Annotated in this window: 28 protein-coding genes and 4 tRNA genes; all 32 read left to right on the forward strand. The window is 57.7% G+C overall.

Annotated features, from left to right (window positions below; all coding sequences use genetic code 11):
- Positions 1-113: 113 nt before the first annotated feature.
- The 32 genes from birA (at position 114) to rplN (ending at position 26,078) form a co-directional block, all read left to right on the forward strand.
- Positions 114-1,073: a bifunctional biotin--[acetyl-CoA-carboxylase] ligase/biotin operon repressor BirA gene (gene birA / locus ACQ4N9_RS12100; protein WP_390966500.1), complete on the forward strand. Its 960-nt coding sequence runs from the start codon at positions 114-116 to the stop codon at positions 1,071-1,073.
- A complete protein-coding gene (locus ACQ4N9_RS12105; protein WP_390966502.1) occupies positions 1,063-1,812 on the forward strand; it encodes a pantothenate kinase in 750 nt (249 codons plus the stop codon). Before birA ends, ACQ4N9_RS12105 begins: the two co-directional genes overlap by 11 nt.
- Before the next feature lie 7 nt (positions 1,813-1,819).
- Entirely contained in the window at positions 1,820-2,245 is a 426-nt protein-coding gene (locus tag ACQ4N9_RS12110) for a hypothetical protein (RefSeq protein ID WP_390966504.1), read from the forward strand.
- 152 nt (positions 2,246-2,397) lie between these two features.
- Positions 2,398-2,481 (forward strand) — tRNA-Tyr (locus ACQ4N9_RS12115).
- A gap of 24 nt (positions 2,482-2,505) precedes the next feature.
- Positions 2,506-2,579 (forward strand) — tRNA-Gly (locus ACQ4N9_RS12120).
- 28 nt (positions 2,580-2,607) lie between these two features.
- Positions 2,608-2,683 (forward strand) — tRNA-Thr (locus ACQ4N9_RS12125).
- Between the two features lie 79 nt (positions 2,684-2,762).
- Entirely contained in the window at positions 2,763-3,956 is a 1,194-nt protein-coding gene (gene tuf / locus ACQ4N9_RS12130) for an elongation factor Tu (protein WP_016484647.1), read from the forward strand.
- A 54-nt stretch (positions 3,957-4,010) separates the two neighbouring features.
- Positions 4,011-4,086: transfer RNA gene (locus tag ACQ4N9_RS12135), tRNA-Trp, on the forward strand.
- A gap of 43 nt (positions 4,087-4,129) precedes the next feature.
- Positions 4,130-4,498, forward strand: coding sequence for a preprotein translocase subunit SecE (secE, locus tag ACQ4N9_RS12140; RefSeq protein WP_125462379.1), 369 nt, complete (start codon positions 4,130-4,132; stop codon positions 4,496-4,498).
- Positions 4,499-4,507: 9 nt separating this feature from the next.
- Positions 4,508-5,041 (forward strand): transcription termination/antitermination protein NusG, encoded by a 534-nt coding sequence (gene nusG / locus ACQ4N9_RS12145; RefSeq protein WP_110996446.1) that lies wholly within the window; start codon positions 4,508-4,510, stop codon positions 5,039-5,041.
- Positions 5,042-5,160: 119 nt separating this feature from the next.
- Positions 5,161-5,592, forward strand: a complete 432-nt coding sequence (gene rplK / locus ACQ4N9_RS12150) for a 50S ribosomal protein L11 (protein WP_003255500.1) — start codon at positions 5,161-5,163, stop codon at positions 5,590-5,592.
- Complete coding sequence (gene rplA / locus ACQ4N9_RS12155) at positions 5,592-6,287, forward strand: 50S ribosomal protein L1 (RefSeq protein ID WP_125462380.1); 696 nt, start codon at positions 5,592-5,594, stop codon at positions 6,285-6,287. The genes rplK and rplA overlap by 1 nt, the downstream gene beginning before the upstream one ends.
- 199 nt (positions 6,288-6,486) lie before the next feature.
- Positions 6,487-6,987 (forward strand): 50S ribosomal protein L10, encoded by a 501-nt coding sequence (rplJ, locus tag ACQ4N9_RS12160; RefSeq protein WP_110996444.1) that lies wholly within the window; start codon positions 6,487-6,489, stop codon positions 6,985-6,987.
- A gap of 77 nt (positions 6,988-7,064) precedes the next feature.
- Complete coding sequence (rplL, locus tag ACQ4N9_RS12165) at positions 7,065-7,430, forward strand: 50S ribosomal protein L7/L12 (RefSeq protein WP_007957596.1); 366 nt, start codon at positions 7,065-7,067, stop codon at positions 7,428-7,430.
- 218 nt (positions 7,431-7,648) lie between these two features.
- Positions 7,649-11,722, forward strand: coding sequence for a DNA-directed RNA polymerase subunit beta (rpoB, locus tag ACQ4N9_RS12170; RefSeq protein ID WP_390966507.1), 4,074 nt, complete (start codon positions 7,649-7,651; stop codon positions 11,720-11,722).
- 64 nt (positions 11,723-11,786) lie between these two features.
- Entirely contained in the window at positions 11,787-15,986 is a 4,200-nt protein-coding gene (gene rpoC / locus ACQ4N9_RS12175; RefSeq protein WP_110996443.1) for a DNA-directed RNA polymerase subunit beta', read from the forward strand.
- A gap of 211 nt (positions 15,987-16,197) precedes the next feature.
- Positions 16,198-16,569 (forward strand): 30S ribosomal protein S12, encoded by a 372-nt coding sequence (gene rpsL, locus ACQ4N9_RS12180; RefSeq protein ID WP_003255492.1) that lies wholly within the window; start codon positions 16,198-16,200, stop codon positions 16,567-16,569.
- A 106-nt stretch (positions 16,570-16,675) separates the two neighbouring features.
- Complete coding sequence (gene rpsG, locus ACQ4N9_RS12185; protein ID WP_003246741.1) at positions 16,676-17,146, forward strand: 30S ribosomal protein S7; 471 nt, start codon at positions 16,676-16,678, stop codon at positions 17,144-17,146.
- Between the two features lie 30 nt (positions 17,147-17,176).
- Complete coding sequence (gene fusA / locus ACQ4N9_RS12190) at positions 17,177-19,324, forward strand: elongation factor G (protein WP_390966510.1); 2,148 nt, start codon at positions 17,177-17,179, stop codon at positions 19,322-19,324.
- Between the two features lie 27 nt (positions 19,325-19,351).
- On the forward strand, positions 19,352-20,545 hold the full coding sequence (gene tuf, locus ACQ4N9_RS12195; protein WP_016484647.1) for an elongation factor Tu: 1,194 nt from the start codon (positions 19,352-19,354) through the stop codon (positions 20,543-20,545).
- A gap of 141 nt (positions 20,546-20,686) precedes the next feature.
- Entirely contained in the window at positions 20,687-20,998 is a 312-nt protein-coding gene (gene rpsJ, locus ACQ4N9_RS12200; RefSeq protein ID WP_003186070.1) for a 30S ribosomal protein S10, read from the forward strand.
- Positions 20,999-21,078: 80 nt separating this feature from the next.
- A complete protein-coding gene (rplC, locus tag ACQ4N9_RS12205) occupies positions 21,079-21,714 on the forward strand; it encodes a 50S ribosomal protein L3 (protein WP_011531887.1) in 636 nt (211 codons plus the stop codon).
- Between the two features lie 12 nt (positions 21,715-21,726).
- A complete protein-coding gene (rplD, locus tag ACQ4N9_RS12210; RefSeq protein WP_003255485.1) occupies positions 21,727-22,329 on the forward strand; it encodes a 50S ribosomal protein L4 in 603 nt (200 codons plus the stop codon).
- The gene (gene rplW / locus ACQ4N9_RS12215; protein ID WP_003255484.1) at positions 22,326-22,625 is read left to right on the forward strand and encodes a 50S ribosomal protein L23; all 300 of its coding nucleotides are present in this window, start codon (positions 22,326-22,328) and stop codon (positions 22,623-22,625) included. The genes rplD and rplW overlap by 4 nt, the downstream gene beginning before the upstream one ends.
- Positions 22,626-22,639: 14 nt before the next feature.
- Positions 22,640-23,464, forward strand: coding sequence for a 50S ribosomal protein L2 (rplB, locus tag ACQ4N9_RS12220; protein ID WP_003255483.1), 825 nt, complete (start codon positions 22,640-22,642; stop codon positions 23,462-23,464).
- Between the two features lie 16 nt (positions 23,465-23,480).
- On the forward strand, positions 23,481-23,756 hold the full coding sequence (rpsS, locus tag ACQ4N9_RS12225) for a 30S ribosomal protein S19 (RefSeq protein ID WP_003255482.1): 276 nt from the start codon (positions 23,481-23,483) through the stop codon (positions 23,754-23,756).
- Positions 23,757-23,767: 11 nt separating this feature from the next.
- Positions 23,768-24,100 (forward strand): 50S ribosomal protein L22, encoded by a 333-nt coding sequence (gene rplV / locus ACQ4N9_RS12230; RefSeq protein ID WP_003103908.1) that lies wholly within the window; start codon positions 23,768-23,770, stop codon positions 24,098-24,100.
- 13 nt (positions 24,101-24,113) lie between these two features.
- Positions 24,114-24,800 carry a 30S ribosomal protein S3 gene (gene rpsC, locus ACQ4N9_RS12235; RefSeq protein WP_011531889.1) on the forward strand — a complete coding sequence of 229 codons (687 nt, stop codon included), beginning with the start codon at positions 24,114-24,116 and terminating at the stop codon, positions 24,798-24,800.
- Positions 24,801-24,812: 12 nt separating this feature from the next.
- On the forward strand, positions 24,813-25,226 hold the full coding sequence (gene rplP / locus ACQ4N9_RS12240) for a 50S ribosomal protein L16 (protein WP_009397508.1): 414 nt from the start codon (positions 24,813-24,815) through the stop codon (positions 25,224-25,226).
- Complete coding sequence (gene rpmC, locus ACQ4N9_RS12245) at positions 25,226-25,417, forward strand: 50S ribosomal protein L29 (protein ID WP_002555481.1); 192 nt, start codon at positions 25,226-25,228, stop codon at positions 25,415-25,417. Before rplP ends, rpmC begins: the two co-directional genes overlap by 1 nt.
- A 2-nt stretch (positions 25,418-25,419) precedes the next feature.
- The gene (rpsQ, locus tag ACQ4N9_RS12250; RefSeq protein WP_003255478.1) at positions 25,420-25,686 is read left to right on the forward strand and encodes a 30S ribosomal protein S17; all 267 of its coding nucleotides are present in this window, start codon (positions 25,420-25,422) and stop codon (positions 25,684-25,686) included.
- A gap of 23 nt (positions 25,687-25,709) precedes the next feature.
- Positions 25,710-26,078: a 50S ribosomal protein L14 gene (gene rplN / locus ACQ4N9_RS12255; RefSeq protein WP_008089810.1), complete on the forward strand. Its 369-nt coding sequence runs from the start codon at positions 25,710-25,712 to the stop codon at positions 26,076-26,078.

The raw sequence follows: 26,078 nt of genomic DNA on the forward strand, positions 1-26,078 counted from the left end.
GCAGAAATTATTGCAGAGTTGGCGACGGTTTGCCCCCTGCAGGGTGGCCCTTTTCCTATGCAAGGCTTCGGGGCGTGGCTATCATGCCAGCCTTATTCCGAGTCGAGACTGGCATGCTGAAGTTGTTGAATCTCCTCAAGGATGGCCGGTTCCATTCCGGAGAAGCGCTGGGTGCTGCCCTTGGTGTAAGCCGCAGCGCTGTCTGGAAACAGCTGCAACATCTTGAGAGTGAGCTGAACCTGACCATTCATAAGGTCCGTGGGCGCGGCTATCAGCTGGCAGCGCCGTTGAATCTGCTGGAATCGCACGCGATTACCGCGTTCTCCCAGGGCGAGCAGTGGCCTGTGTTCATCCATGAATGCATCGACTCGACCAATGCCGAGGGCTTACGGCTTGCGGCGCAAGGCCAAGCCGCTCCCTTCCTGGTGCTGGCCGAGCGCCAGACTGCCGGTCGTGGCCGTCGCGGGCGGCAGTGGGTAAGCCCGTTTGCTGAAAACCTTTATTACAGCCTTGTGTTGCGGGTTGAGGGTGGCATGCGCCAGCTCGAAGGGCTGAGTCTGGTGGTTGGCCTGGCGGTGATGCGTACCCTGCAAGCTTTTGGGCTCAAAGACGTCGGGCTCAAGTGGCCAAACGATGTCCTGGTAAGGGGGCGCAAGATCACCGGGATCCTGCTGGAGTTGGTCGGTGATCCGGCCGATGTTTGCCATGTGGTGCTGGGTATCGGCATCAACGTGAACATGCAGTCCAGTGAGCAGATCGACCAGCAATGGACCTCCATGCGTAGCGAAGCTGGTCTGGTGATTGACCGTAATCAATTGGTTGCGTTACTCAGTCAGCAGCTGCAGCACGAGCTGGCGCGTCATCGCCGATACGGCTTCGCCGCGTTCCAGGAGGAATGGGAGCAAGCGCACCTGTGGCAGGGGCGTAAAGTCTCACTGGTGGCTGGCAATGCCCGTATTGATGGGGTGGCGCGAGGTGTGGATGGTCAAGGCGGCTTGCGTCTTGATGTAGATGGTGTGGAGAAGAGCTTCAGCGGTGGCGAGCTCAGTCTGAGGTTGCGTGATGATTCTTGAGCTCGATTGCGGGAACAGCTTTATCAAATGGCGGGTGATACACGCTGCAGATGCGGCTATCACTGGGGGAGGAATCGTCGACTCCGACCAGGCCCTTGTGGCAGCTATCTGTGCGCTTCCTGGCTTGCACCTGGCAGGTGGTCGAATGGTCAGCGTGCGCAGCGAGGAAGAAACTACGGCACTTTGTGCTCTTCTTCAGCAAGCGTTCGCCATTGACGTTAAGGTGGCTCAGCCGGTGCAGGAAATGGCTGGGGTGCGCAATGGCTATGAGGATTTCCAGCGCCTGGGAATGGATCGCTGGCTGGGTGCTCTGGGTGCTTTCCATTTGGCCAAAGCTGCTTGCCTGGTCATTGATTTCGGCACGGCGGCAAAGGCGGACTTTGTTGCGGCCGATGGTGAGCATCTGGGGGGGTACATTTGCCCTGGCATGCCGCTGATGCGCAGTCAGTTGCGGACCCACACGCGCCGAATTCGCTATGACGATGCGTCGGCTGAGCGCGCTCTTGGCAGTCTGGCTCCTGGGCGCTCCACGGTAGAGGCGGTAGAGCGCGGCTGTGTGCTGATGCTCCAGGGTTTTGCCCGGATGCAAATCGAGCAGGCGAAAGCCTTGTGGGGTGATGACTTCACGATCTTCCTCACAGGTGGCGATGCTCCGTTGGTGCACGAGGCCGTTCCCCAGGCGCGGATTGTGCCGGATCTGGTATTCGTTGGTCTGGCCATGGCCTGCCCTTTGAGTTGAGGTGTCTATGCGCTGGTTATTTCTGCTGTTACTCGTGCTGAACGTTTTCTATTACGTATGGCATCAGCAGGAGGCTCCGCTGAGGGTCAAAGAGGTCGCACCTCTCTCCTTATATAAAGGCAGCCAGCAAGAGATTCGTCTGCTGCGTGAAACGGGTGTTGCTACACCTGCTCGGCGCCGGGATGAATGCCTGGTGGTGGGTGGGGTTGCTGGGCGAGAGCAACTCGATGCGCTGCGGCAGCGGCTGCTGAGCCTCGATATCGCCTCGCAGCCGGTCGCAGGGCAGCTGCCTGGTGCCGATGGCTTCTGGCTCAAGGTGGCCCCTGAAAGCGAGCGTTTGCTGGACCAATCGGTGCTGGCCATTCTTTCCAAGGATTTCAAAGACTTAAAACACAAAATTATTTTGTGCGAGGGTATTGCAACTGCTGAATAGCTTGATAGAATGGCGCCCGCTTCACAGGGAACGCCACTCAGGTAGCAGAACCAGAAGCAGTGTCAAAGCCGCTAAGTTTCAGATTTGATTGAAAAAATTTGAAAAAGAGCTTGACGCTAGGGCGGCAGCCAAGTAGAATGCCGGCCACATCTGGAGGGATTCCCGAGCGGCCAAAGGGGACGGACTGTAAATCCGTTGCGAGAGCTTCGAAGGTTCGAATCCTTCTCCCTCCACCAGTTTTAGCGAGAGCCGCAAGCTCCGCGGGTATAGTTTAGTGGTAGAACCTCAGCCTTCCAAGCTGATGATGCGGGTTCGATTCCCGCTACCCGCTCCAAGTTTGCAGTTGTTGCGCAAAGTGTTTCGCTCTTGTAGCTCAGTTGGTAGAGCACACCCTTGGTAAGGGTGAGGTCAGCGGTTCAAGTCCGCTCAAGAGCTCCATATAAACAAGGCAGATATGAAAATATCTGCCTTTGTTTTATCGGCGGTATGACTATTTCTTCTGCGGAGGACTGTATCGATGGCTAAGGAAAAGTTTGATCGTTCCCTACCTCACGTTAACGTCGGCACTATCGGCCACGTTGACCACGGTAAGACCACTCTGACTGCAGCGCTGACTCGCGTTTGCTCCGAAGTTTTCGGTTCGGCCGTCGTTGAGTTCGACAAGATCGACTCGGCTCCGGAAGAAAAAGCTCGCGGTATCACCATCAACACCGCGCACGTCGAGTACAACTCGAACATTCGTCACTACGCTCACGTTGACTGCCCAGGTCACGCTGACTACGTGAAGAACATGATCACCGGTGCTGCCCAGATGGACGGCGCGATCCTGGTTTGCTCGGCCGCCGATGGTCCGATGCCACAAACCCGTGAGCACATCCTGCTGTCCCGTCAGGTTGGCGTTCCGTACATCGTGGTCTTCCTGAACAAGGCTGACCTGGTGGACGACGCTGAGCTGCTGGAACTGGTCGAGATGGAAGTTCGCGACCTGCTGTCCACCTACGACTTCCCAGGCGACGACACCCCGATCATCATCGGTTCGGCTCGTATGGCTCTGGAAGGCAAAGACGACAACGAAATGGGCACCAGCGCTGTTAAGAAGCTGGTTGAAACTCTGGACAGCTACATCCCAGAGCCAGAGCGTGCTATCGACAAGCCGTTCCTGATGCCAATCGAAGACGTGTTCTCGATCTCCGGTCGCGGTACCGTTGTTACCGGCCGTATCGAGCGCGGTATCGTTCGCGTTCAAGACCCGCTGGAAATCGTTGGTCTGCGTGACACCACCACCACCACCTGCACCGGCGTTGAGATGTTCCGCAAGCTGCTGGACGAAGGTCGTGCTGGCGAGAACTGCGGCGTTCTGCTGCGTGGTACCAAGCGTGACGACGTTGAGCGTGGCCAGGTTCTGGTCAAGCCAGGTTCGGTCAAGCCGCACACCAAGTTCACCGCAGAAGTCTACGTTCTGTCGAAGGAAGAAGGCGGTCGTCACACTCCGTTCTTCAAAGGCTACCGTCCTCAGTTCTACTTCCGTACCACTGACGTGACCGGTAACTGCGAACTGCCGGAAGGCGTTGAAATGGTAATGCCAGGTGACAACATTCAGATGACTGTCACTCTGATCAAGACCATCGCAATGGAAGACGGTCTGCGTTTCGCCATCCGTGAAGGCGGTCGTACCGTCGGCGCCGGCGTCGTAGCAAAAATTATCGAATAAGTAGTTGATTTACTTGATCAGGTCGGTATAATGGCCGGCCTGATACAGCGTTACAGGTCAGTAGCTCAATTGGCAGAGCGACGGTCTCCAAAACCGTAGGTTGGGGGTTCGATTCCCTCCTGACCTGCCATTCACCTCGGTGTGATGGCTTTCTTCTTACAGGATCCTCCTCGATGACCCCCAAAACTGAAGCCCAAGAATCGCGTTTTGATCTGTTCAAGTGGCTGGCTGTAGTGGCTTTGGTGGTTGTTGCTGTCGTGGGTAATCAGTATTACTCGGCATCCCCGATCCTGTATCGCGTTCTCGCACTTCTTGCTCTGGCTGCGGCTGCTGGCTTTGTTGCTCTGCAGACTGCGAAGGGTAAGTCGTTTTTTGCGTTGGCGAAGGAAGCTCGTACTGAGATCCGTAAAGTCGTGTGGCCGACCCGCCAAGAAACCACTCAGACCACGCTCATCGTAGTGGCTGTTGTTCTGGTTATGGCACTGCTGCTGTGGGGTCTAGACTCCCTGCTCGGCTGGGCGGTCTCCTTGATTGTTGGCTAAGGGTGTCCCGTGGCTAAGCGTTGGTACGTAGTGCATGCTTACTCGGGTTACGAGAAGCATGTGATGCGCTCCCTGGTAGAGCGCGTCAAGCTGGCTGGCATGGAAGACGAGTTCGGCGAGATCCTGGTCCCGACCGAAGAAGTCGTTGAAATGCGCAACGGCCAGAAGCGCAAAAGTGAGCGCAAATTCTTCCCTGGCTATGTATTGGTCCAGATGGAAATGAACGAAGGGACTTGGCACCTTGTCAAGGATACCCCTCGCGTCATGGGTTTCATTGGTGGTACCGCAGACAAACCTGCGCCGATCACTGATAAAGAGGCTGAAGCCATCCTGCGTCGCGTAGCTGACGGCAGTGATAAGCCGAAGCCGAAGACGCTGTTCGAGCCGGGTGAAGTGGTTCGCGTCATTGATGGTCCGTTCGCCGACTTCAATGGCAGTGTCGAAGAGGTTAACTACGAGAAGAGCCGTCTGCAGGTTGCAGTGCTCATTTTCGGTCGCTCTACTCCGGTGGAGCTCGAGTTCAGCCAGGTCGAGAAGGTCTAGCCGAACGAAGCATCCCATACCCCGCAGCCCTATGTGCTGCGGGGTTTTGTCGTCACTGGGATAAAACGCAAGTCATCCGGGGAGCCATCTGGCGTTCGTACCCGATATTGGAGTAGCTCATGGCTAAGAAGATTCAGGCTTACATCAAGCTGCAAGTAAAGGCCGGCCAGGCCAACCCTAGCCCACCCGTTGGTCCAGCACTGGGTCAACACGGTGTGAACATCATGGAATTCTGCAAGGCCTTCAACGCCCGTACTCAGGGTCAAGAAGCCGGCCTGCCGACTCCTGTGATCATCACTGTTTACAGTGACCGTAGCTTCACCTTCGAAACCAAGAGCACCCCTGCCTCGGTTCTGCTGAAGAAAGCTGCTGGCCTGACCAGCGGTTCGGCTCGCCCGAACACCGTCAAAGTCGGTACCGTGACCCGCGCTCAGCTGGAAGATATCGCCAAGGCTAAACAGGCTGATCTGACCGCTGCTGACCTGGACGCTGCTGTACGCACCATCGCTGGCTCTGCCCGCAGCATGGGCCTGAACGTGGAGGGTGTGTAATGGCTAAGCTGACCAAGCGCCAAAAGGCAATCGCCGAGAAAATCGAAGCAGGCAAGGCCTACAACTTCGAAGAAGCCGCAGCTCTGCTGGCTTCGCTGCCGAACGCCAAGTTCGTCGAGTCGTACGACATCGCCGTAAACCTCGGTGTTGACCCGCGTAAATCCGACCAGGTCGTACGTAGCGCTACCGTGCTGCCACACGGCACTGGCAAGACCGTACGCGTTGCCGTCTTCACCCAGGGTCCAGCTGCTGAGGCCGCTCTGGCTGCCGGCGCTGACCGTGTAGGTATGGACGACCTGGCTGCCGAGATGAAAGCCGGCGACCTGAACTACGACGTCGTTATCGCATCGCCTGATGCCATGCGCGTTGTGGGTCAGCTGGGTCAGGTTCTGGGTCCTCGCGGCCTGATGCCTAACCCGAAAGTCGGTACCGTTTCGCCAGACGTAGCCACTGCCGTGAAAAACGCCAAGGCTGGTCAGGTTCGCTACCGCACCGACAAAAACGGTATCATCCACACCTCCGTTGGCAAAGTCGGCTTCGAAGCTGGCAAGCTGAAGGAAAACGTTGAAGCCCTGATCGCTGATCTGAAGCGTATCAAGCCAGCTTCCTCGAAAGGTATCTACGTCAAGCGCGTTACCCTGAGCACCACCATGGGCCCAGGTCTGATCATCGATCAGAGCTCGCTGAGCGTGTAAGACAATGTTGGCGGGTGTCATGCCCGCCAACAGCAAAAATTGGGGTCCCTGCCTGGCGGGGGCTATCCAAGACCGTAGGCGGCGCAAGCCTTAAACAACCAGCCTACGCAGATGGTGCTCCCGGTTCCTTACCGAATCAGACACCAAAACGACATCCGGCTTCGGCCAGATGAAACGGTAACAAGCAGGAGTTTTACCCGTGGCAATTAAACTCGAAGACAAGAAGGCCATCGTCGCTGAAGTCAACGAGGCTGCCAAAGTCGCTCTGTCCGCTGTCGTGGCTGATGCCCGTGGTGTGACTGTAGGCGCAATGACCGGACTCCGTAAAGAGGCTCGTGAAGCTGGCGTATACGTACGTGTCGTACGTAACACCCTGCTCAAGCGCGCTGTTGCTGACACTGAATTCAGTGTCCTCAACGACGCCTTCACTGGCCCTACCCTGATCGCTTTCTCCAACGAGCACCCGGGCGCTGCTGCCCGTCTGTTCAAAGAGTTCGCCAAGGGTCAGAGCAAGTTCGAGATCAAGGCAGCTGCGTTTGACGGCAAGTTCATTGCAGCGAACCAGATCGACGTGTTGGCTACCCTGCCGACCCGCGACGAGGCCATCGCGAAGCTGATGAGCGTGATCCAAGGCGCTACCAGCAAGCTGGCCCGCACCCTGGCAGCTATTCGCGACCAGAAAGAAGCAACCGCCGCCTAAGGCGCGCGAAACTCTTTCGAATCATACGTTTAATTTGATAGCTGCTTAGGCTGTCACCCCAATACAGGATTTAAGTCATGTCCCTGACTAACGAGCAAATCATCGAAGCAATCGGCCAGAAAACCGTTCTGGAAGTTGTTGAGCTGATCAAAGCAATGGAAGAAACCTTCGGCGTTACCGCTGCTGTTGCCGCTGCTGGCCCAGCTGCTGCTGCTGCCGTTGTTGAAGAGCAGACCGAGTTCAACGTTGTTCTGGTTGAAGCCGGCGAGAAGAAAGTGAACGTCATTAAAGCCGTTCGCGAGCTGACCGGTCTGGGCCTGAAAGAAGCCAAAGAGAAAGTCGATGGCGCTCCTCAGGTTGTAGCTGAAGGCGTTTCGAAAGAAGCCGCTGAAGACGCTAAGAAGAAGCTGGAAGAAGCAGGCGCCAAAGTCGAGCTGAAGTAATTTCGACTGTGCGATGCCAGCCCGAGCGTTAAGCGAAGGGCTGATGGCTGGTGGCTTATGCCACCGGCCTTTTTCCGTTATTGGTGGCCGATCAGGTCGGCCCCGATAACGAGCGGTAACCACCATGAGGGTGGCGCAAACCAAAGGGTTTGCACGATTTTCTGGCTGCTCCCGCCGGGAGATGCCAAACAAGCAGGTGACCAAGCTGGGGAATGCTGATGGCTTACTCATACACTGAGAAAAAACGTATCCGCAAGGACTTTAGCAAGTTGCCGGACGTCATGGACGTGCCTTACCTCCTGGCAATCCAGCTGGATTCGTATCGCGAATTCCTGCAGGCAGGAGCATCCAAGGACCAGTTCCGCGACATCGGCCTGCATGCGGCCTTCAAATCGGTATTCCCGATCATCAGCTACTCCGGCAATGCTGCCCTGGAGTACGTCGGCTACCGCCTGGGTGAGCCGGCCTTCGATGTGAAGGAATGTGTCCTGCGCGGTGTGACCTTCGCGGTCCCGCTGCGGGTGAAGGTGCGCCTGATCATCTTCGACAAGGAATCGTCGAACAAAGCGATCAAGGACATCAAAGAGCAAGAAGTCTACATGGGTGAAATCCCCCTGATGACTGAGAACGGTACCTTCGTTATCAACGGTACCGAGCGTGTGATCGTGTCCCAGCTGCACCGTTCGCCGGGTGTGTTCTTCGACCACGACCGTGGCAAGACCCACAGCTCGGGCAAGCTGCTGTACTCCGCACGCATCATCCCTTACCGCGGTTCGTGGCTGGACTTCGAGTTCGACCCGAAGGACTGCGTGTTCGTCCGTATCGACCGTCGCCGCAAACTGCCGGCCTCGGTACTGCTGCGCGCCCTGGGTTACAGCACCGAAGAGGTTCTGAACACCTTCTACACCACCAACGTGTTCCACGTTTCCGGCGAAAAACTGAGCCTGGAGCTGGTACCTCAGCGTCTGCGTGGTGAAGTCGCGGTCATGGACATCCATGACGAGTCCGGCAAGGTCATCGTCGAGCAGGGCCGTCGTATCACCGCACGCCACATCAACCAGCTGGAAAAGGCTGGCGTGAAACAGCTGGACGTGCCGCTGGAGTACATGCTGGGTCGCACCACCGCCAAGGCGATCGTGCACCCGGCTACCGGCGAGATCCTGGCCGAGTGCAACACCGAGCTGACCACCGACCTGCTGGTCAAGGTCGCCAAGGCTCAGGTCGTTCGCATCGAAACGCTGTACACCAACGACATCGACTGCGGTCCGTTCATTTCGGATACCCTGAAGATCGACACCACCAGCAACCAACTGGAAGCGCTGGTCGAGATCTACCGCATGATGCGTCCAGGCGAGCCGCCAACCAAGGACGCCGCCGAGACCCTGTTCAACAACCTGTTCTTCAGCGCCGAGCGTTACGATCTGTCCGCCGTTGGCCGCATGAAGTTCAACCGTCGTATCGGTCGTACCGAGATCGAAGGTTCGGGCGTGCTGAGCAAGGAAGATATCGTCGAGGTTCTCAAGACCCTGGTCGACATCCGTAACGGCAAAGGCATCGTCGACGACATCGACCACCTGGGTAACCGTCGCGTCCGTTGCGTCGGCGAGATGGCCGAGAACCAGTTCCGCGTTGGCCTGGTGCGCGTAGAGCGTGCGGTCAAAGAGCGTCTGTCGATGGCTGAAAGCGAAGGCCTGATGCCGCAAGACCTGATCAACGCCAAGCCGGTTGCGGCGGCGGTGAAAGAGTTCTTCGGCTCCAGCCAGCTCTCGCAGTTCATGGACCAGAACAACCCGCTCTCCGAGATCACCCACAAGCGCCGTGTTTCTGCACTCGGCCCTGGCGGTCTGACCCGTGAGCGTGCTGGCTTCGAAGTCCGTGACGTACACCCGACCCACTACGGCCGTGTGTGCCCGATCGAAACGCCGGAAGGCCCGAACATCGGTCTGATCAACTCCCTGGCGGCCTACGCCCGCACCAACCAGTACGGCTTCCTGGAAAGCCCGTACCGCGTGGTGAAAGAGGGTGTGGTCAGCGACGACATCGTGTTCCTGTCCGCGATCGAAGAAGCCGATCACGTCATCGCCCAGGCTTCGGCCGCGATGAACGAGAAGAAGCAACTGATCGACGAGCTGGTAGCGGTCCGTCACCTGAACGAATTCACCGTCAAGGCGCCGGAAGACGTCACCCTGATGGACGTTTCGCCGAAGCAGGTAGTTTCGGTTGCTGCGTCGCTGATTCCGTTCCTCGAGCACGACGACGCCAACCGTGCGTTGATGGGTTCGAACATGCAGCGTCAGGCTGTACCTACTCTGCGTGCCGACAAGCCGCTGGTCGGTACCGGCATGGAGCGCAACGTTGCCCGTGACTCCGGCGTCTGCGTCGTGGCCCGTCGTGGCGGCGTGATCGACTCCGTCGATGCCAGCCGCATCGTGGTACGTGTTGCCGATGACGAAGTAGAAACCGGTGAAGCCGGTGTCGACATCTACAACCTGACCAAATACACCCGTTCCAACCAGAACACCTGCATCAACCAGCGTCCGCTGGTGAGCAAGGGTGACGTGGTCAAGCGCAACGACATCATGGCCGACGGCCCGTCCACCGACATGGGTGAACTGGCGCTGGGTCAGAACATGCGCATCGCGTTCATGGCCTGGAACGGTTTCAACTTCGAAGACTCCATCTGTCTGTCGGAGCGCGTGGTTCAGGAAGACCGCTTCACCACGATCCACATCCAGGAACTGACCTGTGTGGCCCGTGACACCAAGCTTGGCCCAGAGGAAATCACCGCGGACATCCCGAACGTGGGTGAAGCTGCGCTGAACAAGCTGGACGAAGCCGGTATCGTCTACGTAGGTGCCGAAGTCGGCGCTGGCGACATCCTGGTCGGCAAGGTCACTCCGAAAGGCGAGACCCAGCTGACGCCGGAAGAAAAACTGCTGCGCGCGATCTTCGGTGAGAAGGCCAGCGACGTCAAAGACACCTCCCTGCGCGTGCCGACCGGCACCAAGGGTACCGTCATCGACGTACAGGTCTTCACCCGTGATGGCGTTGAGCGCGACAGCCGCGCCCTGTCCATCGAGAAGATGCAGCTGGACGAGATCCGCAAGGACCTGAACGAAGAGTTCCGCATCGTCGAAGGCGCAACCTTCGAGCGTCTGCGTTCCGCGCTGAACGGCCAGGTGGTTGACGGTGGTGCGGGCCTGAAGAAAGGCACCGTGATCACTGACGACGTGCTGAACGGTCTGGAGCACGGCCAGTGGTTCAAACTGCGCATGGCCGAAGATGCACTGAACGAGCAGCTGGAAAAGGCTCAGCAGTACATCGTCGACCGCCGCCGTCTGCTGGACGACAAGTTCGAAGACAAGAAGCGCAAGCTGCAGCAGGGCGATGACCTGGCTCCGGGCGTACTGAAGATCGTCAAGGTCTACCTGGCAATCCGTCGTCGCATCCAGCCGGGCGACAAGATGGCCGGTCGTCACGGTAACAAAGGTGTGGTCTCGGTGATCATGCCGGTTGAAGACATGCCGCACGACGCCAACGGCACGCCGGTCGACGTCGTACTGAACCCGCTGGGCGTACCTTCGCGTATGAACGTCGGTCAGATCCTTGAAACCCACCTGGGCCTCGCGGCCAAAGGCCTGGGCGAGAAGATCGACCGCATGATCGAAGAGCAGCGCAAAGCCGCTGAGCTGCGTGGTTTCCTCACCGAGATCTACAACGAGATCGGTGGTCGTCAGGAGAACCTGGACGAGTTCACCGACGAAGAGATCCTCGCCCTGGCGCACAACTTGAAGAAGGGCGTGCCAATGGCCACTCCAGTCTTCGACGGTGCCAAGGAGAGCGAGATCAAGGCCATGCTGAAACTGGCAGACCTGCCAGAAAGCGGCCAGATGGTGCTGTTCGATGGCCGTACCGGCAACAAGTTCGAGCGTTCTGTGACCGTCGGTTACATGTACATGCTCAAGCTGAACCACTTGGTGGACGACAAGATGCACGCGCGTTCCACTGGTTCTTACAGCCTGGTTACCCAGCAGCCGCTGGGTGGTAAGGCGCAGTTCGGTGGTCAGCGTTTCGGGGAGATGGAAGTGTGGGCGCTGGAAGCATACGGCGCGGCATACACCCTGCAAGAAATGCTCACAGTGAAGTCGGACGACGTGAACGGCCGTACCAAGATGTACAAGAACATCGTGGATGGCGATCACCGTATGGAGCCGGGCATGCCCGAGTCCTTCAACGTGTTGATCAAAGAGATCCGTTCGCTCGGTATCGACATCGATCTGGAAACCGAATAACACGTGACGCGAAGGGGAGTGCGGCAGCTGCTGCCCACTCCCTGCTCCGCCAGGAGGAAAGGCCTTGAAAGACCTACTGAATTTGCTGAAAAACCAGGGTCAAGTCGAAGAGTTCGACGCCATCCGTATCGGTCTGGCGTCGCCTGAAATGATCCGTTCGTGGTCGTTCGGTGAAGTCAAAAAGCCCGAGACCATCAACTACCGTACGTTCAAGCCTGAGCGTGACGGCCTGTTCTGCGCCAAGATCTTTGGCCCAGTCAAGGACTACGAGTGCCTGTGCGGCAAGTACAAGCGCCTGAAGCACCGTGGTGTGATCTGCGAGAAGTGCGGCGTTGAAGTTGCCCTGGCCAAGGTTCGTCGTGAGCGCATGGCGCACATCGAGCTGGCCTCGCCGGTTGCCCACATCTGGTTCCTGAAGTCGCTGCCGTCCCGTATCGGCCTGCTGATGGACATGACCCTGCGTGACATCGAGCGCGTGCTCTACTTCGAGAGCTACGTCGTGATCGACCCGGGCATGACCACCCTCGAGAAGGGCCAGCTGCTCAACGACGAACAGTACTTCGAAGCGCTGGAAGAGTTCGGTGACGACTTCGACGCCCGCATGGGTGCCGAGGCTGTCCGCGAGCTGCTGCACGCTATCGACCTGGAGCACGAGATTGGCCGCCTGCGCGAAGAAATTCCGCAAACCAACTCGGAAACCAAGATCAAGAAGCTGTCCAAGCGCCTGAAGCTGATGGAAGCTTTCCAGGGCTCGGGCAATCTGCCTGAGTGGATGGTCCTGACCGTCCTGCCAGTGCTGCCGCCGGACCTGCGTCCGCTGGTACCGCTGGATGGCGGCCGCTTCGCGACCTCCGACCTGAACGACCTGTATCGTCGGGTAATCAACCGTAACAACCGTCTGAAGCGTCTGCTCGATCTGTCGGCGCCGGACATCATCGTGCGCAACGAAAAGCGCATGCTGCAGGAAGCGGTCGACGCCCTGCTCGACAACGGCCGTCGCGGTCGCGCCATCACTGGCTCGAACAAGCGTCCGCTGAAGTCGCTGGCCGACATGATCAAAGGTAAGCAAGGTCGCTTCCGTCAGAACTTGCTCGGTAAGCGCGTGGACTACTCCGGTCGTTCGGTAATTACCGTAGGCCCGACCCTGCGCCTGCACCAGTGCGGTCTGCCGAAGAAGATGGCCCTCGAGCTGTTCAAGCCGTTCATTTTCGGCAAGCTGGAAATGCGTGGTCTGGCGACCACCATCAAGGCCGCCAAGAAGATGGTCGAGCGCGAGCTGCCAGAGGTGTGGGACGTTCTCGCCGAAGTGATTCGCGAACACCCCGTACTGCTCAACCGTGCACCGACCCTTCACCGTCTGGGTATCCAGGCCTTTGAACCGGTACTGATCGAAGGTAAGGCTATTCAGCTGCACCCGCTGGTCTGTGCCGCGTACAACGCCGACTTCGACGGTGACCAGATGGCCGTTCACGTGCCGCTGACGCTGGAAGCCCAGCTCGAAGCGCGCGCGCTGATGATGTCGACCAACAACATTCTGTCGCCAGCCAACGGTGAGCCAATCATCGTTCCGTCGCAGGACGTTGTACTGGGTCTGTACTACATGACCCGTGAAGCCATCAACGCCAAGGGCGAAGGTCGCGTATTCGCCGACCTGCAGGAAGTCGACCGCGTATTCCGCGCCGGCGAAGCTGCCCTGCACGCGAAAATCAAGGTTCGTATCAACGAAACCGTGAAAGACCGTGATGGCAGCGTGACCAAGAACACCCGCATCGTCGACACCACCGTTGGCCGTGCGCTGCTGTTCCAGGTTGTACCGGCAGGCCTGCCGTACGACGTGGTCAACCAGCCGATGAAGAAGAAGGCGATCTCCAAGCTGATCAACCAGTGCTACCGCGTGGTTGGTCTGAAAGAGACCGTTATCTTCGCTGACCAACTGATGTACACCGGTTTCGCTTACTCGACCATTTCCGGCGTTTCCATCGGTGTTAACGACTTCGTTATCCCGGACGAGAAAGCCCGCATCATCGGTAACGCCACCGATGAAGTGAAGGAAATCGAGAGCCAGTACGCCTCCGGCCTGGTAACCCAGGGCGAGAAGTACAACAAGGTCATCGACTTGTGGTCGAAGGCGAACGACGAAGTGTCCAAGGCGATGATGGCCAACCTCTCGAAAGAGAAGGTCATCGACCGCGAAGGCAAGGAAGTCGAGCAAGAGTCCTTCAACTCGATGTACATGATGGCTGACTCCGGTGCTCGTGGTTCCGCGGCCCAGATCCGTCAGCTGGCCGGTATGCGTGGCCTGATGGCCAAGCCGGACGGCTCGATCATCGAGACGCCGATCACCGCGAACTTCCGTGAAGGTCTGAGCGTACTGCAGTACTTCATTTCGACTCACGGTGCTCGTAAAGGTCTGGCGGATACCGCATTGAAGACTGCGAACTCCGGTTACCTGACTCGCCGTCTGGTGGACGTTGCCCAGGATCTGGTCGTGACCGAGATCGACTGCGGCACCGACCAGGGTCTGCTGATGACCCCGCACATCGAAGGCGGCGACGTTGTTGAGCCGTTGGGTGAGCGCGTACTGGGTCGTGTCATCGCCCGTGACGTGTTCAAGCCAGGTACCGAGGACGTCATCGTTCCTGCCGGCACCCTGGTCGACGAGCAGTGGGTCGAGTTCATCGAGCTGAACAGCATCGACGAAGTGATCGTGCGTTCGCCGATCAGCTGCGAAACCCGCTACGGCATCTGCGCCAAGTGCTACGGTCGCGACCTGGCTCGCGGTCACCAGGTGAACATCGGTGAAGCTGTCGGCGTAATCGCTGCACAGTCGATCGGTGAGCCGGGCACCCAGCTGACCATGCGTACGTTCCACATCGGTGGTGCTGCAAGCCGTACTTCGGCTGCCGACAGCGTCCAGGTGAAGAACGGCGGTATGGTGCGTCTGCACAACCTGAAGCAGGTCGAGCGTGCCGATGGCAACCTGGTTGCCGTATCGCGTTCCGGCGAGCTGGCCATTGCCGACGAGTTCGGTCGTGAGCGTGAGCGCTACAAGCTGCCTTACGGTGCGGTGATTTCGGTCAAGGAAGGTGACAAGGTCGAAGCTGGCGCCATCGTCGCCAAGTGGGACCCGCACACCCACCCGATCGTTACCGAGCTGAAAGGTACCGTGACCTTCGTGGGCATGGAAGAAAACATCACCATCAAGCGCCAGACCGACGAACTGACCGGTCTGACCAACATTGAAGTCCTGGACGTCAAGGATCGCCCTGCCGCTGGCAAGGAAATCCGTCCGGCCATCAAGATGGTCGATGCCAATGGCAAGGATCTGTACCTGCCAGGTACCGACGTACCTGCTCAGTACTTCCTGCCAGCCAACGCCCTCGTCGGTGTGGCTGACGGTGCTCAGATCGGCGTCGGTGACGTTATTGCGCGTATCCCGCAAGAAACTTCGAAGACCCGTGACATCACCGGTGGTCTGCCACGCGTTGCCGACCTGTTCGAAGCGCGTCGTCCGAAAGAAGCCTCGATTCTGGCTGAAGTCAGCGGCACCATCGCCTTCGGTAAAGAGACCAAGGGCAAGCGCCGTCTGGTCATCACCCCGACCGATGGCAGCGATCCGTACGAAGAGCTGATTCCGAAGTGGCGCCACCTGAACGTCTTCGAAGGCGAACAGGTAAACCGCGGCGAAGTTATCTCCGACGGCCCGAGCGATCCGCACGACATCCTGCGTCTGCTGGGTGTGAGCGCGCTGGCGAAGTACATCGTCAACGAGATCCAGGACGTTTACCGTCTGCAAGGCGTTAAGATCAACGACAAGCACATCGAGACCATCCTGCGTCAGATGCTGCGCAAGGTCGAGATCGCCGAGTCGGGTGACTCCAGCTTCATCAAGGGCGACCAGATGGAACTGACTCACGTGCTGGTCGAGAACGAGCGTCTCGCCGCCGAAGACAAGTTCATCTCGAAGTTCACCCGCGTGCTGCTGGGTATCACCAAGGCCTCGCTGTCGACCGAATCGTTCATCTCCGCGGCTTCCTTCCAGGAAACCACCCGCGTACTGACCGAAGCGGCCGTTACCGGCAAGCGCGATTACCTGCGCGGCCTGAAAGAGAACGTGGTTGTGGGTCGTCTGATCCCGGCCGGTACCGGTCTGGCCTATCACAGCGAGCGCAAGCGTCGCCGTGAAGCCGACAAGCCGCTGCGTGTGAGCGCCAGTGAGGTGGAAGCCGCACTGACCGAAGCGCTGAACTCCAGCGGTAACTAAGTACAGGGCAGGGCCCCGGCAAACCCCGCGTGACCATCGCTGACATGAAATGTTGCCGATGATCGGGCGGGGAGGGCCGGGGCCTCGTCTTGACTGGGTGCAAGATCCTCCGTAGACTTTTGTACCCTTAAATTTGGTGAGGCTCCGTCTCGCCAATTTTTGGCTTTCTTGCAAGACAATTGAGTCGCAAGGCAATCAGTGGAGCTAGTAGATGGCAACTATCAACCAGCTGGTACGTCAGCCGCGTAAGCGTTCGGTCGAGAAATCGGACGTTCCTGCGCTGCAGAACTGCCCGCAACGTCGTGGCGTGTGCACCCGCGTGTACACCACTACGCCGAAAAAACCTAACTCGGCACTGCGTAAAGTATGCCGTGTGCGTCTGACCAACGGTTTCGAGGTTTCCTCGTACATCGGCGGTGAAGGCCACAACCTGCAAGAGCACAGCGTCGTCCTGATCCGTGGCGGCCGTGTAAAAGACTTGCCAGGTGTTCGTTACCACACCGTTCGCGGCTCTCTGGATACTTCGGGCGTCAAAGGCCGTAACCAGGGTCGTTCGAAGTACGGTACCAAGCGTCCGAAGTAATCGGCCGTTTGCAGACATCCATTTTTTTGAGTCGATAAGAGTAAGGTCGGGCAGGGGTCGAAGACCCACGTCCCGGGCTAACCTGAAGACCGTTTGAGGGCTTATCATGCCAAGACGTCGTGTAGCAGCAAAACGTGAGATCCTTGACGATCCGAAGTACGGATCCCAGATCCTCGCCAAGTTCATGAACCACGTGATGGAAAGCGGCAAGAAGGCCGTAGCCGAGCGCATCGTTTACGGTGCCCTGGATACCGTCAAAGCACGCAAGAACAGCGACCCCCTGGAAATCTTCGAGAAAGCTCTCGACGCCATCGCTCCGCTGGTCGAAGTTAAGTCCCGCCGTGTTGGCGGTGCCACTTACCAGGTCCCGGTTGAAGTTCGTCCATCCCGTCGTAACGCTCTGGCAATGCGCTGGCTCGTAGACTACGCCCGCAAGCGCGGCGAGAAGTCGATGGCTCTGCGTCTGGCCGGTGAACTGCTGGATGCTGCCGAAGGCAAAGGTGCTGCAGTCAAGAAGCGTGAAGACGTTCACCGTATGGCTGAAGCCAACAAAGCGTTCTCGCACTACCGCTTCTAATTCAAGCATCAATCATTTTGCGAGGGCTTTATGGCTCGTACTACAGCAATTAACCGCTACCGTAACATTGGTATCTGTGCCCACGTTGACGCGGGCAAGACCACCACTACCGAGCGGATCCTGTTCTACACAGGTCTGAGCCACAAGATGGGCGAGGTGCATGACGGCGCCGCGACCACCGACTGGATGGTGCAGGAGCAGGAGCGCGGTATCACCATTACCTCCGCTGCCGTTACCACCTTCTGGAAAGGTTCCCGTGGTCAGTACGACAACTACCGCGTAAACGTCATCGATACCCCCGGCCACGTTGACTTCACCATTGAAGTAGAGCGTTCGCTGCGCGTACTCGACGGCGCGGTCGTTGTGTTCTGCGGTACCTCCGGCGTTGAGCCGCAGTCCGAAACCGTATGGCGTCAGGCCAACAAGTACGGCGTTCCACGTGTTGTTTACGTGAACAAGATGGACCGTGCTGGTGCCAACTTCCTGCGCGTTATCGGCCAGATCAAGAACCGCCTGGGGCACACCCCGGTTCCGGTCCAGCTGGCTATCGGTGCAGAAGACGACTTCCAGGGTCAGGTTGACCTGATCAAGATGAAAGCCATCTACTGGAACGACGACGACAAAGGTACTACCTACCGCGAGGAAGAGATTCCTGCCGAGCTGGTGGACCTGGCCAACGAATGGCGCAGCAACATGGTCGAGGCTGCTGCCGAGGCCAACGAAGAGCTGATGAACAAGTACCTTGAAGAAGGTGACCTGTCCGTCGAAGACATCAAGGCTGGTCTGCGCGCCCGTACCCTGGCGAGCGAGATCGTTCCTGCAGTCTGCGGTTCCTCGTTCAAGAACAAGGGCGTTCCCCTGGTTCTCGATGCCGTTATCGACTTCCTGCCTGCTCCGACCGAAATCCCGGCGATCAAGGGTATCCACCCTGACCTGATCGACGTGCCGAAGGACGAAGTCACTGCAGAACAGTACGATGAGCGTCCTGCTGACGACAACGCGCCGTTCTCGGCCCTGGCGTTCAAGATTGCCACCGACCCGTTCGTTGGTACTCTGACCTTCGTCCGTGTTTACTCGGGCTTCCTGACCTCCGGTGACTCCGTCATCAACTCGGTCAAGGGCAAGAAAGAGCGCGTTGGTCGTATGGTGCAGATGCACGCCAACCAGCGTGAAGAGATCAAAGAAGTACGCGCTGGCGACATCGCTGCTCTGATCGGCATGAAGGACGTCACCACCGGTGACACCCTGTGCAACGCCGACAAGCCGATCATCCTCGAGCGTATGGACTTCCCTGAGCCGGTAATTTCGCTCTCCGTAGAGCCGAAAACCAAGGCTGACCAGGAGAAGATGGGTATCGCACTGGGCAAGCTGGCCCAGGAAGACCCGTCGTTCCGCGTCAAGACCGACGAAGAAACCGGCCAGACCATCATCTCCGGTATGGGTGAGCTGCACCTGGACATCCTCGTTGACCGCATGAAGCGCGAGTTCAACGTCGAGTGCAACGTCGGCAAGCCGCAGGTTTCGTACCGCGAGAAGATCACCAAGTCCAACGTCGAGATCGAAGGCAAGTTCGTTCGTCAGTCGGGTGGTCGTGGTCAGTTCGGTCACTGCTGGATCCGTTTCTCGGAGCCGGACGTGGACGAGAAGGGCAACATCACCGAAGGTCTGGTGTTCACCAACGAAGTCGTTGGTGGTGTGATTCCTAAGGAATTCATCGCCCCGATCCAGAAGGGTATCGAAGAGCAGATGAAGAACGGCGTTGTTGCCGGCTATCCGCTCCTCGGCCTGAAGGCCACGGTATTCGACGGTTCGTACCACGACGTCGACTCCAACGAAATGGCGTTCAAAATCGCTGCTTCGATGGCAACCAAGCAACTGGCCCAGAAGGGCGGTGGCGTGGTCCTCGAACCGATCATGAAGGTCGAGGTTGTAACCCCGGAAGATTACCTGGGTGACGTGATGGGTGACCTGAGCCGTCGTCGTGGGATGATCCAGGGTAATGAAGACTCGGTGTCCGGCAAGGTAATCACTGCTGAGGTGCCGCTCGGAGAGATGTTCGGTTACGCGACCGACGTTCGTTCCATGTCTCAGGGTCGCGCAAGCTACTCCATGGAATTCTCCAAATACGCCGAAGCTCCGTCGAACATCGTCGAAGCACTCGTTAAAAAACAAGGCTAATCCCCTTTAGGCAAGAGGTTCACTGTCGTGGCTAAAGAAAAATTTGATCGTTCCCTTCCCCACGTTAACGTCGGCACTATCGGCCACGTTGACCACGGTAAGACCACTCTGACTGCAGCGCTGACTCGCGTTTGCTCCGAAGTTTTCGGTTCGGCCGTCGTTGAGTTCGACAAGATCGACTCGGCTCCGGAAGAAAAAGCTCGCGGTATCACCATCAACACCGCGCACGTCGAGTACAACTCGAACATTCGTCACTACGCTCACGTTGACTGCCCAGGTCACGCTGACTACGTGAAGAACATGATCACCGGTGCTGCCCAGATGGACGGCGCGATCCTGGTTTGCTCGGCCGCCGATGGTCCGATGCCACAAACCCGTGAGCACATCCTGCTGTCCCGTCAGGTTGGCGTTCCGTACATCGTGGTCTTCCTGAACAAGGCTGACCTGGTGGACGACGCTGAGCTGCTGGAACTGGTCGAGATGGAAGTTCGCGACCTGCTGTCCACCTACGACTTCCCAGGCGACGACACCCCGATCATCATCGGTTCGGCTCGTATGGCTCTGGAAGGCAAAGACGACAACGAAATGGGCACCAGCGCTGTTAAGAAGCTGGTTGAAACTCTGGACAGCTACATCCCAGAGCCAGAGCGTGCTATCGACAAGCCGTTCCTGATGCCAATCGAAGACGTGTTCTCGATCTCCGGTCGCGGTACCGTTGTTACCGGCCGTATCGAGCGCGGTATCGTTCGCGTTCAAGACCCGCTGGAAATCGTTGGTCTGCGTGACACCACCACCACCACCTGCACCGGCGTTGAGATGTTCCGCAAGCTGCTGGACGAAGGTCGTGCTGGCGAGAACTGCGGCGTTCTGCTGCGTGGTACCAAGCGTGACGACGTTGAGCGTGGCCAGGTTCTGGTCAAGCCAGGTTCGGTCAAGCCGCACACCAAGTTCACCGCAGAAGTCTACGTTCTGTCGAAGGAAGAAGGCGGTCGTCACACTCCGTTCTTCAAAGGCTACCGTCCTCAGTTCTACTTCCGTACCACTGACGTGACCGGTAACTGCGAACTGCCGGAAGGCGTTGAAATGGTAATGCCAGGTGACAACATTCAGATGACTGTCACTCTGATCAAGACCATCGCAATGGAAGACGGTCTGCGTTTCGCCATCCGTGAAGGCGGTCGTACCGTCGGCGCCGGCGTCGTAGCCAAAATCATCGAGTAATCACTCGACCGATTGAAAAAGCCCCCGCTCAGCGGGGGCTTTTTTTATTGGGTTGACACTAAATTGGGGCGTCTATAGAATCACGCCTCCTTTTAGCGGGCGTAGTGCGTCCGTTGGGAACAGCCTGGAGTCTGAAATCCAATGCAAAATCAGCAAATCCGTATCAGGTTGAAGGCTTTCGACCATCGCCTGATCGACCAATCCACCCAGGAAATCGTGGAAACCGCGAAACGTACTGGTGCACAAGTGCGTGGTCCAATTCCACTGCCTACCCGCAAAGAGCGTTTCACCGTTCTGGTCTCCCCGCACGTCAACAAAGACGCGCGTGACCAGTACGAGATTCGCACTCATAAGCGTGTTCTGGACATCGTCCAGCCAACGGATAAAACCGTTGACGCGCTGATGAAGCTTGATCTGGCGGCCGGTGTGGAAGTACAGATCAGCCTCGGCTAAGACTTCGGTCTGGTCGTGTAACGCTCTGAAATGGGCGGCCATAGCGGGTGAAAGCCCCGTACACTCATGAGGTTTACAACATGACTATTGGTGTAGTCGGTCGAAAAGCGGGTATGACCCGTATTTTCACCGAAGAAGGTGTCTCCATTCCGGTCACGGTCATTGAGATCGAGCCGAATCGCGTCACCCAGTTCAAAACCGAAGAAACTGATGGCTACCGTGCAGTGCAAGTCACTGTCGGCGAGCGTCGTGCTTCGCGTGTGACCGCCGCTCAGGCTGGCCACTTTGCCAAGGCCAACGTTGCCGCTGGTCGCGGTGTCTGGGAGTTCCGTCTTGAAGAAGGCGATTTCCAGGCTGGCGATCTGATCAAAGCTGAACTCTTCACTGCAGGCCAGCTGGTAGACGTAACCGGTCAGTCCAAAGGTAAAGGCTTCGCCGGTACCATCAAGCGTTGGAATTTCCGTGGTCAAGATAACACCCACGGTAACTCCGTATCGCACCGTGTCCCTGGCTCCATCGGCCAGTGCCAGACTCCTGGTCGTGTATTCAAGGGCAAGAAAATGTCCGGTCACATGGGCGCTGAGCGCGTGACTGTGCAGTCCCTGGAAGTAGTACGCGTAGACGCTGAACGCAACCTGCTGCTGATCAAGGGTGCCGTTCCAGGCGCTACTGGCGGCGACGTGGTTGTGCGTCCAGCTGTCAAGGCTCGCGGGTAAGGGGAAACTGACATGCAACTTAATGTAAATGACGCTCAGGCGATCGAAGTTTCCGAACTGACTTTCGGTGGCGAATTCAACGAGACGCTGGTACACCAAGCAGTCGTGGCCTACATGGCCGGCGGCCGTCAGGGCACCAAGCAGCAGAAGACCCGTTCTGACGTGGCCGGTGGCGGTAAGCGCCCATGGCGTCAGAAAGGTACTGGCCGTGCTCGTGCCGGTACTACCCGTGGTCCGATCTGGCGTGGCGGTGGTGTAACCTTCGCAGCTCGTCCTCAGGATCACTCGCAGAAGCTCAACAAGAAGATGTATCGCGCAGCTCTGCGCTCCATCCTCGCTGAGCTGGTGCGTAGCGACCGTCTGGTCGTGGTTCAGGACTTCGCTGTTGAAGCTCCGAAAACCAAAGACCTGCTGAACAAGCTGAACGGCATGGGTCTGAGCGATGTTCTGATCGTTTCGGACGCTGTTGATCAGAACCTGTACCTGGCTGCTCGCAACCTGCCGCACGTCGATGTACGTGACGTTCAAGGTTCCGACCCGGTCAGTCTGATCGCATACGAGAAGGTGTTGATCACCGTTTCGGCCGTGAAGAAATTCGAGGAGCTGCTGGGATGAACCAGGAACGCGTATTCAAAGTCCTCCTTGGCCCGCACGTTTCCGAGAAGGCTACCGTTCTGGCTGAGAAGAAAGGCCAGTTCGTATTCAAGGTTGCTACCGATGCAACCAAGCTGGAAATCAAGAAAGCTGTCGAAGGCCTGTTCAACGTAAAAGTTGAAAACGTGTCGACTGTTAACGTTCTGGGTAAAACCAAGCGTACCGCACGTGGTCTGGGCAAGCGTAATGACTGGAAGAAGGCGATCGTCTCCCTTCAGCCAGGCCAAGATCTCGATTTCAGCAGCAGTGCTGAGTAAGGAAGGGGTGCATCATGGCAATCGTTAAATGCAAACCGACTTCCCCTGGCCGCCGTTTTGTGGTCAAGGTGGTCAACAAGGAGCTGCACAAAGGCGCTCCTCACGCACCGCTGATCGAGAAGAAATCGAAGTCTGGTGGTCGTAACAACAATGGCCGCATCACCACGCGTCACGTGGGTGGTGGTCATAAGCAGCATTACCGTCTGGTCGACTTCCGTCGCAACGACAAGGATGGCATTCCAGCCACCGTCGAGCGTATCGAATACGACCCGAACCGTACTGCTCACATCGCCCTGCTGTGCTACGCAGACGGTGAGCGTCGCTACATCATCGCCCCTAAAGGCGTGAGCGCTGGCGACCAGCTGATCGCAGGTGCCCTGGCCCCAATCAAGGCCGGTAACTCCCTGCAGCTGCGCAACATCCCAGTAGGTAGCACCATTCACGGCATCGAACTGAAGCCGGGTAAAGGTGCTCAGATCGCTCGTTCCGCTGGTGCTTCGGCTCAGCTGATCGCTCGCGAAGGTGTCTACGTGACCCTGCGTCTGCGCTCTGGTGAAATGCGTAAAGTCCTGGCTGAGTGCCGTGCGACCCTGGGCGAAGTCTCGAACTCCGAGCACAGCCTGCGTTCGCTGGGTAAAGCTGGTGCCAAACGCTGGCGCGGCGTTCGCCCAACCGTTCGTGGTGTTGCCATGAACCCGGTTGACCACCCACATGGTGGTGGTGAAGGTCGTACCTCCGGTGGTCGTCATCCGGTATCGCCATGGGGCTTCCCAACCAAGGGTGCTAAAACCCGTGGTAATAAGCGTACCGACAACATGATCGTCCGTCGTCGCAAGTAACTAGAGGGATACGACAGTGCCACGTTCTCTGAAAAAAGGTCCTTTTATCGATCTTCACCTGTTGAAGAAGGTCGAAGTGGCGGTGGAGAAGAACGATCGCAAGCCAGTTAAAACCTGGTCGCGCCGTTCGATGATCCTGCCACAAATGGTCGGTCTGACCATCGCGGTACACAACGGTCGCCAACACGTCCCAGTTCTCGTGAACGAAGACATGGTCGGCCACAAACTGGGCGAGTTCGCCGGTACCCGCACCTATCGCGGGCACGTGGCTGACAAGAAAGCCAAGCGTTAAGGGGTAAGGAAATGGAAGTAGCCGCTAAGTTGTCGGGCGCTCGCATCTCCGCCCAGAAAGCCCGCTTGGTCGCCGACCAGATCCGCGGGAAGAAGGTGGGCGAAGCGCTCAACCTGTTGGCCTTCAGCAGCAAAAAAGCCGCTGAAATCATGAAGAAAGTCCTCGAGTCGGCCGTTGCCAACGCCGAACACAACGAAGGCGCAGACGTTGATGACCTGAAGGTCTCCACCGTCTTCGTCAACGAAGGGCGTTCGCTGAAGCGCATCATGCCGCGTGCCAAAGGCCGCGCTGATCGCATCGTCAAGCGGTCTTGCCATATCACTGTCAAGGTTGCGGACAAGTAACGGAGTCGATCAGATGGGTCAGAAAGTACATCCCACTGGCATTCGCCTGGGAATCGTCAAGGAGCACACCTCCGTCTGGTACGCAGACGGCGCGACTTACGCAGATTACCTGCTGAAGGATCTGCAAACTCGTGAGTACCTCCAAGACAAACTAAAAAGCGCGTCCGTAAGCCGTATCGATATTCATCGTCCGGCTCAAACTGCACGCATCACCATCCACACCGCTCGTCCCGGTATCGTTATCGGCAAGAAAGGTGAAGATGTTGAGAAGCTGCGTCAGGACCTGACCAAGCAGATGGGTGTGCCTGTGCACATCAACATCGAAGAGATCCGCAAGCCGGAACTCGACGCTATGCTGGTTGCTCAGAGCGTAGCCCAGCAGCTGGAACGCCGCGTAATGTTCCGTCGCGCCATGAAGCGCGCCGTACAGAACGCCATGCGTATTGGTGCCAAGGGCATCAAGATCCAGGTGAGCGGTCGTCTCGGCGGTGCCGAGATCGCACGTACCGAGTGGTATCGCGAAGGTCGTGTGCCCCTGCACACCCTGCGTGCCGATATCGACTACAACACCTACGAAGCTCACACCACCTACGGTGTGATCGGTGTCAAGGTTTGGATCTTCAAAGGCGAAGTGATTGGTGGTCGCCAGGAAGAGCTGAAGCCTCAAGCACCAGCGCCTCGTAAAAAAGCTGCTAAGTAAGGGGTACGCCAAATGTTGCAACCAAAGCGTACAAAATTCCGCAAGCAGATGACTGGCCACAACCGTGGTCTGGCACTGCGCGGTAGCAAGGTCAGCTTCGGCGAGTTCGCTCTGAAAGCTGTCGCCCGCGGTCGTCTCACCGCTCGCCAGATCGAGTCGGCACGTCGTGCCCTGACCCGTCACGTTAAGCGTGGCGGCAAGATCTGGATCCGTGTGTTCCCGGACAAGCCGGTTACCAAGAAGCCTCTTGAAGTGCGGATGGGTAAAGGTAAGGGTTCCGTGGAATACTGGGTTGCCCAGATTCAGCCAGGCAAAGTCCTGTACGAGATCGAGGGTGTTTCTGAAGAGCTGGCGCGCGAAGCTTTCGCCCTGGCCGCTGCAAAGCTGCCTCTCGCCACCTCCTTTGTTAAGCGGACGGTGATGTGATGAAAGCGAATGAACTTCGTGAAAAATCCGCACAGCAACTGAATGAGCAACTGCTCGGCTTGCTGCGCGACCAGTTCAATCTGCGCATGCAGAAAGCAACTGGCCAGTTGGGGCAGTCGCACCTGCTCTCGCAAGTTAAGCGTGACATCGCTCGCGTGAAAACTGTGCTCAACCAGCAGGCAGGTAAGTGATCATGGCTGAAGCTGAAAAAACCGTCCGTACGCTGACTGGCCGTGTCGTCAGCGACAAAATGGACAAGACCATCACCGTTCTGATCGAGCGTCGCGTAAAGCACCCGATCTACGGTAAATACGTTAAGCGTTCGACTAAGCTGCACGCGCACGACGAAGCCAACCAGTGCAAGATCGGCGACAAGGTTTCCATTCGCGAAACCCGTCCGCTGGCCAAGACCAAGTCCTGGGCACTGGTTGAAGTCCTCGAACGCGCTGTTGAAGTCTAAGGGCTAGGGGTCGGAGAAATTTTATGATTCAGACTCAATCCATGCTCGATGTGGCCGATAACAGCGGCGCTCGTCGCGTCATGTGCATCAAGGTGCTCGGCGGTTCGCACCGCCGTTACGCCGGCATCGGTGACATCATCAAGGTAACCGTCAAGGAAGCAATTCCGCGCGGTAAGGTCAAAAAAGGCCAAGTGATGACTGCTGTTGTCGTCCGTACCCGTCACGGTGTACGTCGCGCTGACGGTTCCATCATTCGTTTCGACGGCAACGCTGCTGTTCTGCTGAACACCAAGCAAGAGCCGATCGGCACTCGCATCTTCGGGCCAGTGACCCGTGAACTTCGTACCGAGAAGTTCATGAAGATCGTCTCGCTCGCCCCTGAAGTGCTCTAA

The organism is Pseudomonas sp. ES1, assembly GCF_050586605.1.
Lineage (GTDB): Bacteria > Pseudomonadota > Gammaproteobacteria > Pseudomonadales > Pseudomonadaceae > Aquipseudomonas > Aquipseudomonas sichuanensis.

Excerpts from the sequence above, each read along its gene's own strand:
- birA (WP_390966500.1), top strand. The coding sequence starts at position 114 with ATGCTGAAGTTGTTGAATCTCCTCAAGGATGGCCGGTTCCATTCCGGA.
- tuf (WP_016484647.1), top strand. The coding sequence starts at position 2,763 with ATGGCTAAGGAAAAGTTTGATCGTTCCCTACCTCACGTTAACGTCGGC.
- rplK (WP_003255500.1), top strand. The coding sequence starts at position 5,161 with ATGGCTAAGAAGATTCAGGCTTACATCAAGCTGCAAGTAAAGGCCGGC.
- rpsG (WP_003246741.1), top strand. The coding sequence starts at position 16,676 with ATGCCAAGACGTCGTGTAGCAGCAAAACGTGAGATCCTTGACGATCCG.
- rpoB (WP_390966507.1), top strand. The coding sequence starts at position 7,649 with ATGGCTTACTCATACACTGAGAAAAAACGTATCCGCAAGGACTTTAGC.
- fusA (WP_390966510.1), top strand. The coding sequence starts at position 17,177 with ATGGCTCGTACTACAGCAATTAACCGCTACCGTAACATTGGTATCTGT.
- ACQ4N9_RS12105 (WP_390966502.1), top strand. The coding sequence starts at position 1,063 with ATGATTCTTGAGCTCGATTGCGGGAACAGCTTTATCAAATGGCGGGTG.
- rpsC (WP_011531889.1), top strand. The coding sequence starts at position 24,114 with ATGGGTCAGAAAGTACATCCCACTGGCATTCGCCTGGGAATCGTCAAG.
- rplD (WP_003255485.1), top strand. The coding sequence starts at position 21,727 with ATGCAACTTAATGTAAATGACGCTCAGGCGATCGAAGTTTCCGAACTG.
- rplB (WP_003255483.1), top strand. The coding sequence starts at position 22,640 with ATGGCAATCGTTAAATGCAAACCGACTTCCCCTGGCCGCCGTTTTGTG.
- rpsQ (WP_003255478.1), top strand. The coding sequence starts at position 25,420 with ATGGCTGAAGCTGAAAAAACCGTCCGTACGCTGACTGGCCGTGTCGTC.
- rpsL (WP_003255492.1), top strand. The coding sequence starts at position 16,198 with ATGGCAACTATCAACCAGCTGGTACGTCAGCCGCGTAAGCGTTCGGTC.
- rplW (WP_003255484.1), top strand. The coding sequence starts at position 22,326 with ATGAACCAGGAACGCGTATTCAAAGTCCTCCTTGGCCCGCACGTTTCC.
- rplV (WP_003103908.1), top strand. The coding sequence starts at position 23,768 with ATGGAAGTAGCCGCTAAGTTGTCGGGCGCTCGCATCTCCGCCCAGAAA.
- rplP (WP_009397508.1), top strand. The coding sequence starts at position 24,813 with ATGTTGCAACCAAAGCGTACAAAATTCCGCAAGCAGATGACTGGCCAC.
- rplC (WP_011531887.1), top strand. The coding sequence starts at position 21,079 with ATGACTATTGGTGTAGTCGGTCGAAAAGCGGGTATGACCCGTATTTTC.
- ACQ4N9_RS12110 (WP_390966504.1), top strand. The coding sequence starts at position 1,820 with ATGCGCTGGTTATTTCTGCTGTTACTCGTGCTGAACGTTTTCTATTAC.
- secE (WP_125462379.1), top strand. The coding sequence starts at position 4,130 with ATGACCCCCAAAACTGAAGCCCAAGAATCGCGTTTTGATCTGTTCAAG.
- rpsJ (WP_003186070.1), top strand. The coding sequence starts at position 20,687 with ATGCAAAATCAGCAAATCCGTATCAGGTTGAAGGCTTTCGACCATCGC.
- rplN (WP_008089810.1), top strand. The coding sequence starts at position 25,710 with ATGATTCAGACTCAATCCATGCTCGATGTGGCCGATAACAGCGGCGCT.
- rplL (WP_007957596.1), top strand. The coding sequence starts at position 7,065 with ATGTCCCTGACTAACGAGCAAATCATCGAAGCAATCGGCCAGAAAACC.
- rpmC (WP_002555481.1), top strand. The coding sequence starts at position 25,226 with ATGAAAGCGAATGAACTTCGTGAAAAATCCGCACAGCAACTGAATGAG.
- rplA (WP_125462380.1), top strand. The coding sequence starts at position 5,592 with ATGGCTAAGCTGACCAAGCGCCAAAAGGCAATCGCCGAGAAAATCGAA.